The sequence below is a fragment of the Streptomyces sp. NBC_01476 genome, from assembly GCF_036227265.1.
In the GTDB taxonomy this organism is placed as follows: domain Bacteria; phylum Actinomycetota; class Actinomycetes; order Streptomycetales; family Streptomycetaceae; genus Actinacidiphila.
In genome coordinates, this window is sequence record NZ_CP109446.1 from 797,754 (window position 1) to 811,076 (window position 13,323).

Here is a 13,323-nt window from a genome sequence, read left to right on the forward strand (position 1 = left end):
CGGGAGCGGCCCCGTGTGGCGGGGGCCGCTCCCGTTGGTGGTGGGTGCGTCAGGAGTTCCGGGTCTCGCTCACGGCGCGAGTTCGGCGATCCGGGTGAAGCTGTTCTGGGCGCCGGTGACCACGACCCGCAGTTGGGTGGTGGTCACCGGGGCGGTGAACGGGATGCGCTGGGTGACCGCGGTGTTGCCGGACACGGTGGCCCGGGTGGTCCACTGCGTGCCGTCCCAGCTCTGGACGGTGAAGTCGGTGGGGACGCCGTCGGGGAACGAGATGAGGGCCACGCTGCCGAGCGTCACCGGGGACGGGGTCGTGAGGGTGAGGGTGTCGGGATAGACGCTGTCGGTGTCGTCGTTCCAGAAGGTCGCGGTGTTCCCGTCGATGGCGTTGGCGGGGTCGTAGGTGCGGGTCGCGCCGTCGACCACGTTGGGCGCGTGGAAGCTGGAGGCGGTCACGGTGGTGCCGGCCGGCCAGTTGCCGAAGACGGAAAGGTGCGCGGTGGTGGTGGCGACGGTGCCGTCCGGTGCCCTGAGCTTCAGGGGGATGTCGTAGTCGCCGCCGGTGGCGTCGGCGGGGACGCTGATCCGCACGGTGGCGAGTGTCTCCGTCGGGGCCGGGGTGAGCGGGATACGTGCCGGGGTCGTGGTCGCCGTCCAGCCGGCCGGCAGCTGGGCGGTGAGCTCGGCGGAGCCCGGCGTGGTGGAGGACGCCCCGATCACGGCGCTGACGTCGGCGGCGGAGCCGGCCTTGACCGATGACGCGGTGCCCGCGGTCACCGAGAGGTGGGAGACCGGGGTGCGGGGGGCGGTGACGGTGAAGGTGTAGTCGCCGGAGCCCGCGGTCAGGGTCAGCGCCCGGTCGGTGGCCTTTCCGGTGGTCAGGCCCGGGGCGGACTGGGCGTGGCGGCCGCCGGCGTAGAGGGTGTGTCCGCTCTCCTTGACGGTGGATCCGGTGCCGCCGAGCAGCGGCAGTTCGATCGTGGCGGTCGCCCCGACCGGGACGACGGCATGGTAGGTGAGGGTGCTGCCGTCGCGCTGCCAGGAGCTCTTGACGGTGCCGCGGACGGTCTGCTGTTCGGCCGTCACATGGGTCAGGTCGCCGACGACGCTCGGCGCCAGGGTGAGGCTGCTGTACCCGGAGCCGCTGGTGCCGGGCTGGATGCCGGCGAGCTGCTGGTAGTACCACTGGCCGATGGAGCCGCCGAGGCCGATGTGGTCCTTGGAGGACGTGCCGTCGGGGGCCGTGGAGTTCGGCCACTTCTCCCAGATGGTGCCGGGGCCCTGCTCGACCATGTATCCGAAGCTGGGGGCGTCGTCGCGTTCGGCGATGGCGAGCGCCACGTCGTTGCGGTGGAAGGCGCCGAGTGCCTGGAAGACGTAGGTGGTGCCGACGAATCCGGTGGTGACGTGGTTGCCGTGTGCCGCGATGTCCTGGACCAGGCGGTCGAGTGAGGTCTGCTCGTGGCCCGCCGGGACGAGGCCGAGCACGAGCGGCATCGCGTAGGAGAGCTGTGAGCCGTTGCCGAAGACGCCGGTCGCGGCGTTGAAGTACCGCTTGAGGAAGCCGGTCCTCACCTGGTCGGCGAGCGCGGAGTAGTGGGCCGCGTCCGCGGTGTGGCCGGTGACGGCGGCCATCTTCGCCAGCAGGTTCGCGTCGAGGTAGTAGAAGAGGGTCTGGTAGTAGCTGTGCGGGGTGCTGACGGAGGCCAGCCAGTCGTCGCCCCACGAGGTCGGCGAGCCGACCACGATGTGGTCGGTGTCGCTGATGGTGGCGAGGTAGTCGACCCACGCCTTGACCTGGCTGTAGTTATCGGTGATCGGCTGCTTGCTGCCGTACTGGGTGTAGGAGTCCCAGATGATCTGCGGGTAGGCCGAGCCCCACGCCGGGTCGGTGGCCCAGCCCTGGCTGCCGTTGGTGGGGGCCACCGACGGGAGGCTGCCGTCGGCGTTGGCGCTGGTGACGATGTCGCCCAGCCACTTGTCGTAGAAGGACTGCATGTCGAAGTTGCTCATCGCCTCCTGGTCGGAGTCGCCGGCGTCGCCGAGCCAGCCGTGCCGCTCGCGGGTCGGGCAGTCCATCGGGATGGACTCGAGGTCGTTGAGCTGAGTCTGGGTGACCGCGTCCTGGATCTTGTTCAGCAGCGGGTTGGAGGTGCTGAACTGTCCGGTGGTGGGGACGTCGGTGTGGACGACCTGGGCGGTCACGGTGACCTTGGCGTCGTCGGGCAGCCCGCTGAGCTCGGCGTAGCGGAAGCCGGCATAGGTGAAGTGCGGGGTGTAGGTCTCGGTGCCGGCGCCGCTGAAGGTGTAGTGGTTGGTCTGCCGGGGCGGGTCGGAGGCGGAGAAGCTGATGTTGGTGGTGGAGACGTTGCCGTTCGCGTCGAGTATCTCGCCCTGGGTGATGTCGGCCTTGGTGCCGGCCGGCGCGGTGGCCTGGAGGGTGGCCCAGCCGGTGTGGTTCTGGCCGAAGTCGTAGACGCGCTTGCCCGCCGCGGGGCGGGTCTCCTTGACCGGCTTGAGGGTCTGCACGACCCGGGCCGGCGGGGAGACATCGGCCCGCAGGTCCGTCATGGCGTCGAGGACCGTGGTGGAGTGGGCGCCGTAGGCGCCGAGTTCGGCCAGCCGGAAGGTGCAGCTGGTGCCGATGCAGCGCAGTTCTGTGACGGTGACCCGGAGGTAGCGGCCGGTGACGTCGGTGCTGATGTCCACCGGTGAGGTGCCGGGGTTGGGCTGGTCGGCTCCGGTGCGGTCGGCGACGGTGGTCGCGGTGGCGAAGGACGGGTCGTCACTGACCTGGACCTTGTAGCGGACCGGGAAGCCGGCGCCGGGGAAGTCGCCCCCCGTGTCGTTGGTGGGCCGGGCCGGGAAGAGCCGGATGGTGCGCAGCTTCTGGTCGGAGCCGAGGTCGGTCTGCACCCACTTGGTGGTGTCCGGGGTCGACTCGATCGCCGAGTGGTAGCCCTCCGAGGCGTCGGTGGAGGCGTCGACGCCGTCGGTGAGCGCGGCCGGCGACCAGCCGGCGGTGGTCGTGGTGTCCAGGGCGGTGACCGGCTTGCCCTGGGCCAGGCTCCGCGGGTGCGCGGCGGGGAACAGCGCGTGCACCGGCGCCCAGGAGGAGTCGTCGTAGCCGGTGGTGTCCCAGCCGGGGGCGGCCTTGCGGGCGTCGTAGGTCTCGCCGTACCAGAAGTCCTCGCCGGTCACCGGGCCGGCCGAGGTCTTCCAGGACGGGCCGGTGCCGAAGGTGGCGGTGGATCCGTCGGTGTAGGTGACGTCGATCTGCGCGATGACCACCGGCTGGCCGCTGAACTGGCCTTTCGCCGTCATCAGGGCGAGGGTGTTGCGGCCCTTGTGGAGCTGCCCGGTGACGTCCAGGCCGCGGTAGAGGACCCGGGAGTTGTAGTCGGTGACCGAGGAGTCGAGGACTTCTGAGGGTTCGACCCGGGCGCCGTTGAGGTGGGGTTCGGCGATGCCCTGCGCGCCGAAGTACAGCCGGGCCCGGGCGACCGGCTTGGACACGTCGAAGTCGCCCCGGGTCAGCGCGCCGTCGTCGGTGCGCAGCCACCAGGCGGACCAGTCGGACGCGTTGAGCAGTCCGGTGTCGAAGGAGGCGGGCGCCGACCACGGGGAGGCCTTGCCCTGCTTGTTCCAGGTCCTGACCGACCAGGTGTAGGTGTGGTCGCTGACCAGCGCGGGTCCGGCGTAGGCCACGTCGGTGGAGTTCGCGGAGCGGACCCGGCCGGAGTCCCAGCCGGCTGCCCGGTGGTCGTCGCGGCCGGCCGGGCGGGGCTGGACGCGGATCTCGTACGCGGTCTGCGCCTCGGCGCGTCCCGTGTCGCGCACGGTCCAGGCGAAAGTGGGCCGGGTCCGGTCGAGCAGTACGTCCGACGCCTGCCCGTCGGCCCGCAGTTGGGCGGGGGCCAGGGGTGTGCCGGAACCTCCTCCCTGGTGTGACGGCTCGGCCGTGGCGACGGTGGGGACGGCCAGTGCCGTCGCGACGAACGCGGCGAGTACCACCGCCCGTTTCCGTTTGCCTCTTCGCTGTCCGGGTGCGGCCATGGTGACGCCTCCTCAGCACAAAAACGTTTCACTGCCCTGGCATGTCTTACCCGCCGCCCGACGCCTGGGCAATACTCAGGACAAAGATCGCCGCCCGCCAACTGCCCGGACACCGGCGCGACGTGGCGCAGATTTCGCCGTACTTACTGGCATTTCCGAGGAGTTGCCGCGAAAATTTGGTCCCGCATCATGGTTGCCGTTCCGGCCAGGGCGTCGATAGCGTGTGCCGCATCCAGGTGTGAATCATTTCAATCCACAGTGCGATGCCCGGCGGTCGTCCGCGCGCGCCGCGCCGTGGCAGTTCCTCAGGACGCCCCCCGTGTACCCCAGCCGCCAGGCGAGCCGCCGCGGCCTGATGAGGGTCGGCCGGGCGGCACCGTACCTACGCGAGCGGGAGCAAAGCATGGCGAACAGCACGGAGCAGGGCGGCGCGGGGCCGAAGCGGCGCGCGCTGCTGAGAGCGGGCGCGGCCACGGTGGCCGTGGCCGCGGGGATGCGCGGCACCCCGTCCGTGGCCGCGCCCGCGGACGGCGCCCCAGCGCTGCCCCCGGCCGGCGCCGCCACCGCGGACGGCGCTTCGCACGGCGGCGGCCCGGCGGCCCGCCGTGCGGCGCCTAGCGGACGGTGGGACACCTTCAAGCTGTCCCCCGCCGGCCGCACGGTCGTCCCGGTCGCGGTCCACACCACCACCGGCAGCGTCGGCAACCCCGCCTACCTGATCAAGAAGTCCGGCTCGGCCCACACCCGGCTGCGCGGCCAGGGCTCCTCGGTCACCCTCGACTTCGGCCGCGAGGTCGGCGGCCATGTCACGCTCACCTTCGGCGACACCTCCGACCCCGGCCAGAGCGTGGGCCTGACGTACTCCGAACTGTCCACCTACATCAGCACCACGGCCAGCGACGGCTCCAACGGCGGCTCGAACAACGAGCCCCCGGTCAGCTACTCGGCGGCGCCGGGCGGCCGGATCAGCACCCAGACCTCGGTGCCCACCGCCGGCACCGATGCGGCCGGCAACCCGGCGAGCCAGCTGCGCGGCGGCTTCCGCTATCTGACGGTGGTCAACCAGACGGCCGGGACGGTGGACATCACCGGGATCTCGGTCAACATCGCCTTCGCGCCCAACGTCGCGGACCTGCGGGCCTACCCCAACTACTTCTCCTGCGACGACGATCTGCTCACCCGCATCTGGTACGCGGGCGCCTACACCGTGCAGACCAACATCGTGGCGAGCAACCAGGGCCGCGTCTGGGGGCCGCCCGGCGTGGGCTGGAACAACAGCGCCAGGATCGGCGAGTCCGGCGACACGGTCCTGGTGGACGGGGCCAAGCGGGACCGTACAGTGTGGCCGGGCGACCTGGGCATCTCGGTGCTCACCGACTATGTCTCGCTGGGCGACCTGCAGACGGTGCGGAACTCGCTGCAGACCCTCTACAACCACCAGTCCGGCAACGGGGCCCTCCCGTACGCGGGTCCGGCGGTGAACTTCATCGGCAACTCCGACGCCTACCACCTGTGGACGCTGATCGGGACGACCTCCTATCTGCAGTTCTCCGGTGACATCGCGTGGGCGACGGCCATCTACCCCCAGTACAAGGCGGCGCTCGACTACATCACCGCCAAGATCGACTCCGACGGCCTGCTGAACGTCACCCAGGCCGCCGACTGGGCACGCGCCGACTCCGACGGGAAGAACCTGGAGGCCAACGCGATCATGTACCGCGCGCTGACCGGCGCGGGCCCCTTCGCCCGGGCGGCCGGTGACGCGGCGACCGCCACGGCCGCCGCCACGAAGGCCGCGGCGCTCAAGGCCGCCGTCGGAACCGCCGGCTACTGGGACGGGAGCGCCGGCCTCTACCGCGACAAGCCCGGCAGCACCCTCTACCCGCAGGACGGGAACGCGCTGGCGGTCTGGTTCGGCCTGGTGGACGACCCGGACCGGGCAGCCGCCATCAGCACGGCGCTGACCAAGCGGTGGACGTCCGTCGGCGCGCTGTCCCCGGAGAAGAGCGACTCCGCCGTGCATCCCTTCCCCGGCGGGATGGAGGTGCACGCGCACTTCGCGGCCGGCCGCAGCCGCAGCGCGCTCGACCTGATCCGGCTGGAGTGGGGCTACATGCTCAACGCCCCGCAGGGCACGGCCAGTACGTTCTGGGAGGGCTACCGGACCGACGGCACCTCCGACTACTCCGGTTCCTACATGAGCGCGGCGCACGGCTGGTCCACCGGACCGACCTCCGCCCTGACCTTCTGTCTGCTCGGCATCGCGCCCGCCGCGGACGGCAGCGCGACCTACCGGATCGCCCCGCAGCCCGGCGGGGTGGGCCGGGCCGAAGGGCAGCTGACCACCCCGGCCGGCGTCATCGCGGTGTCCTGGCGCGACCGCGGCCGGGGCGAGTTCGACCTCACCGCCGACGCTCCCGCCGGCGCGGTCGGTGAGATCGCCGTCCCGGTGACCGACGCCAGGTCCTTCGTGGTCCGGGTCGACGGCAGGACCGCCTGGGACCGCACCTCCCGCGCCTACGGGGCCCGCGCCGAAGCCGGTTCCGTGGTCCTCACCGGCGTCCCGGCCGGCAGCCGTACGGTGACGGTCCGCCGCCGCTGACCCGCCCCCGCGGGCGGCGCGGCCCACCCGGCCGGGCGCGCCGCCCGCGGACTCCCCGGCCGGAGCGGCCGGGCCGCCCACCGCGCCGCAGGCGCTACTTCGTGATGAAGGTCGTCCAGTCCGGTGACTCCCCCGGGTCCAGGTTCCGCAACCGCGCCAGCACCGCGGGGTCTTGGACGTCCAGCCAGTCGCAGAGCTCCTTGAAGGACACACAGCGCACGTCCTCGCGCTTGCACACGTCCTTGACGACGTCCTCGACGGCCTGCATGTAGATGCCGCCGTTCCAGGTCTCGAAGTGGTTGCCGATGAACAGCGGCGCCCGGCTGCCGTTGTAGACCCGCTCGAAACCGTTCAGATACCCCCGCCGGGTCTCCCGCTCCCACAACGGGTACTTCGCCGGATCCCCCTCGGTGACATCGCCGCCGGACTGGTTGTAGAGGAAGTTGAAGTCCATCGACAGCACCTGGAAGTCCTTCCCCGGGTAGGGCACCAGTTCCAGCGGGAAGTTCCACACCCCGTCCTTCTTCGCCGGCCACTGCTGGAAGTCACCCGGCGAGCTGGCGTCGTACCGCCAGCCCAGCGACTTCTCGGCGGGCAGCAGGTTGTCCTGCCCCTCCAGGCACGGCGCCCGGCCACCGACGAGTTCCTGGGCGTAGTCGAAGGGCAGCGGCGGGATGCCGGTGAAGCCGGTGTTGGTCTTCCAGTTCTGCACGAAGGAGTACGCCTGGGAGATCTCGCTCTTCCACTCCTGGGTGCTCCAGTCGAGGCCGGCGCCCTTGTCCGGGGCGCAGAAGTGGCCGTTGAAGTGGGTGCCGATCTCGTCGCCCTCCTCCCAGGCAAGCCGCAGCTGCTCCAGCGTCCACTTGATGTGCTGGTCCGTGGGGAAGTCGATGGCGGACGCGCCGGGCGCGTGCTGCGGGGGGTGGTAGAGGGTCCGCTTCGCCTTCGGGAGCAGATAGATCCCGCTGAGGAAGAACGTCATGTCGGCGTTGTTCGCCTGGGCGAGTTCGCGGAAGCGGGAGAAGTAGTGGTCGTCGTTCTCCAGCGCGCCGTCCCAGGAGAAGACCACGAACTGCGGGGGTTTCTGACCCGGTTTCAGTTTCTCCGGCGCCGGCTGCCCCGGCTGCGGCCCGGTGTAGGCGGTGGAGCCGTCGCCGATCACCGTGTGCGCGCGGGACGTCGCCGGGGCGGGGCCGGGCTTCGGCGCGTGCCGCACCGGGGTCTCCTTCGCCCGGGGGGCGGCACTGGACGCGCGGTCCGCCGCATCACCTCTCCCCCCGCCGGCCCCGACGGCCGGCACGCCGGTCAGGCACAGGGCCAGCAGGGCGCAGCCGACATAGGTGCGGCGTCCTGGGCGCGCCAGGGGGATGCGGATCCAGGAACGGGGCATGGAGAGACCTCTTGACGGACGGAACTGCGGAGTCCTCACCTTGCGGTCCACGGGTGATGATCACTGGACCGAACGGTCACGGAACCGTAACTGCCGCCGTACGCACGGCTGTTGACGGTGACCGTCAAGACCGCCCGGTGCCTGTTACAGATCTGTGGCGATCTCATCGCGGGACGGTCCGACGCTCTCCCTAGGCTCCAGCGGTCCTGGGCCCGAGGGCCCGGTGTCCGAATGACCAGCCAATGACCAACAAATGACCAGCAAATGACCAGCAGGGGACCGGAATGTTCGCGCGGCTGTTCACACCAAAGGGTCGGAGCGTGTGGCGGCGCCTGCGCCCGCGCTACCCGCGGCCGGGGCGCACCGGGTACCGCCGCTGGCTGCCGTCGCTCCGGCAGACGCTGCTCCTGTTCACCTGGGGGTTCCTCGCCCTGGTCGCCGTCATCGGCGTGGCCTACGCGCGCACCGCGATCCCGGCCGACCTCAACGCCGTCGCGGTCCAGCAGGACAACGTCTACTACTGGGCGGACGGCACCGAGATGGCCCGGGTCGGACCGATCGACCGGCAGACGATGCCGCTGGACCGTATCCCCTCCTCGGTGCAGTGGGCGGTGCTGGCCACCGAGAACGCCAACTTCTACAACGACCACGGTGTCTCCCCCAAGGGCATCGCCCGGGCGGTGACGAAGATGGCGACCGGCGGCGACGCGCAGGGCGGCTCCACCATCACCCAGCAGTACGTGAAGAACGTCTATCTGAACCAGGACCAGACGGTCTCCCGCAAGATCAACGAGATCTTCATCTCCATCAAGCTGGACGACAAGGTCAGCAAGAAGCAGATCCTGGAGGGCTACCTCAACACCAGCTGGTTCGGCCGCGGCGCCTACGGGGTGCAGCGCGCCGCCAAGGCGTACTACGGCAAGGACGTCTCCCAGCTGACCACCAGTCAGGGCGCTTTCCTGGCCGCGCTGCTGAAGGGCGCGGGGATGTACGACCCGTCCATCGGTCCGGCCAACCACCGCCGGGCGGTGGCGCGCTGGAACACAGTGCTGGACCGGATGGTGGAGATCGGCCGGCTCTCCGCGAAGGAACGCGCCACGTACAAGGTCTTCCCCGAACCGATAGCGCCGGCCGCCCCGCCGGGCCTGGCCGGACAGACCGGCTACCTGGTGGACACCGCGCGCAGTTACGTCTCCGCGCACAGCGGCATCTCCGACGCGCGGTTCGACCTGGGCGGCTACCAGATCTTCACCACCTTCGAGAAGCCGAAGGTGGACGCGCTTGCGGCCTCGGTGAAGCAGCAGCTGAGCACGCTGCGCCCGGGCACCCGGCCGGCCGACCGTGACGTCCGGGTCGGCGCCGCCTCGGTCGCCACCGACGGGCGGATCCTGGCCCTGTACGGCGGCCCGGACTACATCAAGCAGGGTTTCGACGACGCCAACATCTCCGTGGTGCCGGCCGGCCCGGCGTACGCGCCCTTCGTGTACGCCGCCGCCCTGCGCGACGGCATCGTGCGCGAACGCGGCGCCCCCCGCGCCCGGGTCACCCCGGACACGCCCTACAACGGCGACAACAAGGTGCCCGTGCAGACACCCGAAGGGCCGTACTGGAGCCGCAACGGGCAGATCGTCAGGACCGCCAACGCCGGCAACCGCTCCTGGGGCATGATCCCGCTGCGCCAGGCGGTGGCCGACTCGGTCAACGGCCCGATCGTGCAACTGGGCATGGACGTCGGACTCGACCGGGTGCGCCGGGCCTCGATCGACGCCGGACTGCTGCCCGACTCCGGCTTCGGGGAGCAGATCCCGGACTTCTCCCTGGGCACCTCCACGCCGAGTCCGATCCGGATGGCCGGCGCCTACGCGACCTTCGCGGCGGCCGGCACCCACACCGACCCGTACTCGGTGCTGCGGGTCACCCGCGACGGCGAACGGATCGGCCTCGAACAGCCCCGGGTCACCCATCCGTTCACCCCTAAGGTCGCCTCACAGGTGGACGGCGCACTGCGCCAGGCGGTCGGTTCGGGCGCCGCGAAATCCGTCGCGGCGGCCGGCCCCGGCCTGGCCGGCACACCGGGCACCGCGCTGGGCGACCGGGCCGGCTGGTTCGTCGGCTACGACCGGACGGTGGCGTCGGCCGTGTCCGTCTTCCGGATCGACCCCGCCTCCCAGGAGGTCCGGCCGCTCACCGGAATGGCCGGTGAACCCGGCGCGAAGGCGGCCGGCGCCTTCCCTGCCGCCATCTGGACCCGCTACATGGCGTCGATCCGCTGACCCGGTCCCCGCGGCACTCGCGGCGGCGGCCCCGCGGTGCCCGTATCGTCGTCCCGACAGGCCGACGAAAGGATTCGGGGTGGCTGACACACCGCAGGACACCGCTGGTGACGGGCACGTGGAGGTGGTCGACAACCCGGCCGAGCGGTTCTACGAACTCCGTGTCGACGGCGAGCCGGCGGGGGTGCTCGTCTACGAGTCGGCCGGCTCGCGCCGGGTGATCACCCATACGGTGATCCAGCGCGGCTTCCAGGGCCGTGGGCTCTCCGGGCGGCTGGTCCGGGCGGCGCTGGACGATCTGCGGGCCCGGCACCACACCGTCACGAGCTACTGCGAGGTCGTGGACCGGTTCATCGAGGCCCATCCGGAGTACGCCGACCTCATCGATCCGGAACAGCCGGGCGCCGGCCACAAGGGCCGCTGAGCGCGCGCCGGTTCGCGGAGGGGCGTCATCCCCCGTCCGCGAACCGGCGGCAGCGGCAGCGCGCGTCACTCGCGGCGGGACGCCGGGGCCGGCCGGCTCAGTACGCGTCGCCGTCGGTGTCCGGCACGATGTGGACGGCGGCCTCCTCGGCGGACGCCGCTCCCCCGTCGATGCCGATGTCCCGGGCCCAGTAGTCGGCTTCGGTACGGCCGAGACCGGTGTCCTCGCTGTCCCACGCGGTCAGCCGGCCGGCCCGTACGTCGCCGACCTCGCCGTCGATGAGTTCGCCGTCGGAGTCAGGGGAGTCGCCGAGGCCGTCCCAGTCCGCTCCGGCGTCGTCGTCCTTGAGTTCGCGGTCGAGCCGGTGGCCGAGGTCCTCGTGCGAGGCCGCCTCCCGTGCGGTGAGACCCCACTCGGCGACCGCCAGCGGACGCTCCACGGGTGAGTAGCCCTGGTCCTGGTAGCCGTCGGTCTCCTCGTCGTCCAGCCCCTCCTCGGGCGGAAGGAGACCGGGGTCGTCCGTACCGTCCAGGCCTATGCCGTCGTCCTGTGTGGTCATTGTCGGCCTCTTCCTTCGCTCTTGTTCGTTCTTCTTCGCCCTGCCCGGACGCCGGCACCGGGCCGGGCGGCCCGTGCTGCTGTCCGGCTCCCGCCACGACAGCACGACGGTACCGAAGCCGGGTCCGGATTCCACCCACCGGCCGGATCGGGCGGGCCGCGGAAGGCCCGCCCCCGGGGTGCCCGGATACGCTGCGGACAGACCCGCCGGGCGCGGCGGGGCGCGTCACTGACCCGTGCGGGGGCCGGAGCACCGGCCGCCGTCAGAGCACCTTCGAAGGCAGGCGGTCGTAGAACATGTCCGGTAATGAGCACGGTGTCGTCCTCGACGGGTCCCGGATCCTCACCCCCCGGCTGGTCCTGCGGCCGTGGTCGGTCGAGGACGCGGAGGCGGCGCTTGAGGTCTACGGGTCCGAGGACGTGACCCGGTGGCTGGCCCCGGCGATGACGCGTACCACCGATGTGGCGGCGATGCGCGAACTCCTCGGCTGCTGGACCGCGAACTGCGAGGTGCTGGAGCGTCCGGCGGGCCGCTGGGCGATCGAGCTGCGGGAGACCGGCGCGCTGATCGGCGGCACCGCGCTCCTCCCGCTGCCGCCCTACGGTGTCGACCTGGAGATCGGCTGGCAGCTCGCCAAGGCGGCCCAGGGCCAGGGCTACGCCGCCGAGGCGGGTCACGCGGTGGCCTACTACGCCTTCGACGCGGGCATCGACGAGCTCTTCGCGGTGGTACGGCCGCGCAACGAGCGCGGGGCGGCGACCGCCCGGCGGGTCGGCATGGAGTGGGTGGGCGAGACCGAGAAGTACTACGACCTGCGGCTGCAGGTGTACCGGCTGCGCAAAGGCGAGCTGGACACGTCGGGTCCCAAGCCGCGCTGAGCCCGTCGCCGGCGGGGTCGCGGTCACCCCCGGCGGCGCGCGATCACTGCGGCTGCGGCTCGTGCCGGTCAGCCCAGCGCTGGCCGTACTGCACCAGCGGCGCCAGGGACTCCATGAGGTCACGGCCCCGGTCGGTCAGGTGGTAGCGGACCTGGACCGGGGTGGACGGGATCACCTCCCGCTCCATGAGCCCGGCCGCCTGCAGTTCGCCGAGGCGCAGCGTGAGCAGGCGGTCGGAGAGCCCGGGGATCATCGCCATGAACTCCGTGAAGCGCTCGGCGCCGCGGGTCGCCGCGAGCAGGACGCCGGAGGTCCACCGCTTGCCCACCAGTTCCATCGCGGACGTCGCGCGGCGGCATTCCTCGTCGTCGATGTGCTGCCAGTCGGAAATCACTTACGAAAAGTAAGTCGCTTATCTGTCGCTTGTCAAGGAAGCCGGCCCGCCAGGACGCTGGAGCCATGCCCGATTACCGCCATCCGCTGAGCTTCGGATCCTTCATCACGCCGACGAACAGTCCGTCCGGTACGGCCCCGGCGCTCGCCCGGCTGAGCGAGCGGCTCGGCTACGACCTGGTGACGTTCCAGGACCACCCCTACCAGCCGTCCTTCCACGACACCTGGACGCTCATGACCTGGGCGGCCGCCGGGACCGAGCGGATCCATGTCGCGCCGAACGTGCTCAACACCCCGCTGCGCCTTCCGGCCGTCACCGCCCGCGCGGCGGCGAGTCTCGACCTGCTCTCCGGCGGGCGCCTCGACCTCGCGCTGGGCGCCGGGGCCTTCTGGGACGCCATCGAGGCGATGGGCGGCCGGCGTCTCACCCCGGGGCAGGCCGTCGACGCCCTCGGTGAGGCGATCGACATCATGCGCGGTGTCTGGGCCGCGGAGGAACGCTCCCCGCTGCGCGTACCCGGCACGTACCACCAGGTCGACGGCGCCAAGCGCGGACCGGCGCCGGCGCATGACATCCCGCTCTGGATCGGCGCGTACAAACCGCGGATGCAGCGGCTGGTGGGGCGCAAGGGAGACGGCTGGCTGCCCAGCCTCTTCGCACTGCAACCCGGCGATCTGCGCACCGGCAACGCGATCATCGACGAGGCGGCGGCCGGGGCCGGCCGCGACCCGCGGGAGATCCGGCGGCTGC

8 protein-coding genes and 1 pseudogene are annotated in these 13,323 nt (G+C 71.5%); 5 read left to right on the forward strand and 4 right to left on the reverse strand.

The genetic code is table 11. The features are described 5' to 3' along the window. Positions 1-69: 69 nt before the first annotated feature. A complete protein-coding gene (locus tag OG552_RS03490) occupies positions 70-4,053 on the reverse strand; it encodes a family 78 glycoside hydrolase catalytic domain (protein WP_329129477.1) in 3,984 nt (1,327 codons plus the stop codon). Positions 4,054-4,456: 403 nt separating this feature from the next. On the opposite strand from OG552_RS03490, the gene OG552_RS03495 reads away from it, so the two are divergent. Continuing rightward, the gene (locus OG552_RS03495) at positions 4,457-6,655 is read left to right on the forward strand and encodes an alpha-L-rhamnosidase-related protein (RefSeq protein WP_329129479.1); all 2,199 of its coding nucleotides are present in this window, start codon (positions 4,457-4,459) and stop codon (positions 6,653-6,655) included. Between the two features lie 94 nt (positions 6,656-6,749). Here the strand turns inward: OG552_RS03495 and OG552_RS03500 are convergent, their stop codons facing one another. Further along, positions 6,750-8,045 (reverse strand): hypothetical protein, encoded by a 1,296-nt coding sequence (locus tag OG552_RS03500; protein ID WP_329129480.1) that lies wholly within the window; start codon positions 8,043-8,045, stop codon positions 6,750-6,752. A 320-nt stretch (positions 8,046-8,365) separates the two neighbouring features. Here OG552_RS03500 and OG552_RS03505 point away from each other — a divergent pair, with 320 nt between their 5' ends. Beyond that, positions 8,366-10,318, forward strand: coding sequence for a transglycosylase domain-containing protein (locus OG552_RS03505; RefSeq protein WP_329129481.1), 1,953 nt, complete (start codon positions 8,366-8,368; stop codon positions 10,316-10,318). Positions 10,319-10,397: 79 nt separating this feature from the next. After that, on the forward strand, positions 10,398-10,742 hold the full coding sequence (locus OG552_RS03510) for a GNAT family N-acetyltransferase (protein ID WP_329129483.1): 345 nt from the start codon (positions 10,398-10,400) through the stop codon (positions 10,740-10,742). Positions 10,743-10,839: 97 nt separating this feature from the next. Here OG552_RS03510 and OG552_RS03515 read toward each other — a convergent pair whose 3' ends face one another. Beyond that, positions 10,840-11,301, reverse strand: coding sequence for a DUF5709 domain-containing protein (locus tag OG552_RS03515; protein ID WP_329129485.1), 462 nt, complete (start codon positions 11,299-11,301; stop codon positions 10,840-10,842). A gap of 296 nt (positions 11,302-11,597) precedes the next feature. Here OG552_RS03515 and OG552_RS03520 point away from each other — a divergent pair, with 296 nt between their 5' ends. Next, positions 11,598-12,179, forward strand: coding sequence for a GNAT family N-acetyltransferase (locus OG552_RS03520; protein ID WP_329129486.1), 582 nt, complete (start codon positions 11,598-11,600; stop codon positions 12,177-12,179). 43 nt (positions 12,180-12,222) lie between these two features. Here the strand turns inward: OG552_RS03520 and OG552_RS03525 are convergent, their stop codons facing one another. Continuing rightward, entirely contained in the window at positions 12,223-12,573 is a 351-nt protein-coding gene (locus OG552_RS03525) for a winged helix-turn-helix transcriptional regulator (protein WP_329129487.1), read from the reverse strand. Between the two features lie 65 nt (positions 12,574-12,638). On the opposite strand from OG552_RS03525, the pseudogene OG552_RS36375 reads away from it, so the two are divergent. Beyond that, positions 12,639-13,316: pseudogene (locus OG552_RS36375) on the forward strand (LLM class flavin-dependent oxidoreductase); the annotation flags it as partial. Between the last annotated feature and the right edge of the window lie 7 nt (positions 13,317-13,323).

What these genes read in the sequence shown, in the direction of transcription:
- OG552_RS03490 (WP_329129477.1), bottom strand. Translation starts at nt 4,053, where the DNA reads ATGGCCGCACCCGGACAGCGAAGAGGCAAACGGAAACGGGCGGTGGTA.
- OG552_RS03495 (WP_329129479.1), top strand. Translation starts at nt 4,457, where the DNA reads ATGGCGAACAGCACGGAGCAGGGCGGCGCGGGGCCGAAGCGGCGCGCG.
- OG552_RS03500 (WP_329129480.1), bottom strand. Translation starts at nt 8,045, where the DNA reads ATGCCCCGTTCCTGGATCCGCATCCCCCTGGCGCGCCCAGGACGCCGC.
- OG552_RS03515 (WP_329129485.1), bottom strand. Translation starts at nt 11,301, where the DNA reads ATGACCACACAGGACGACGGCATAGGCCTGGACGGTACGGACGACCCC.
- OG552_RS03520 (WP_329129486.1), top strand. Translation starts at nt 11,598, where the DNA reads ATGTCCGGTAATGAGCACGGTGTCGTCCTCGACGGGTCCCGGATCCTC.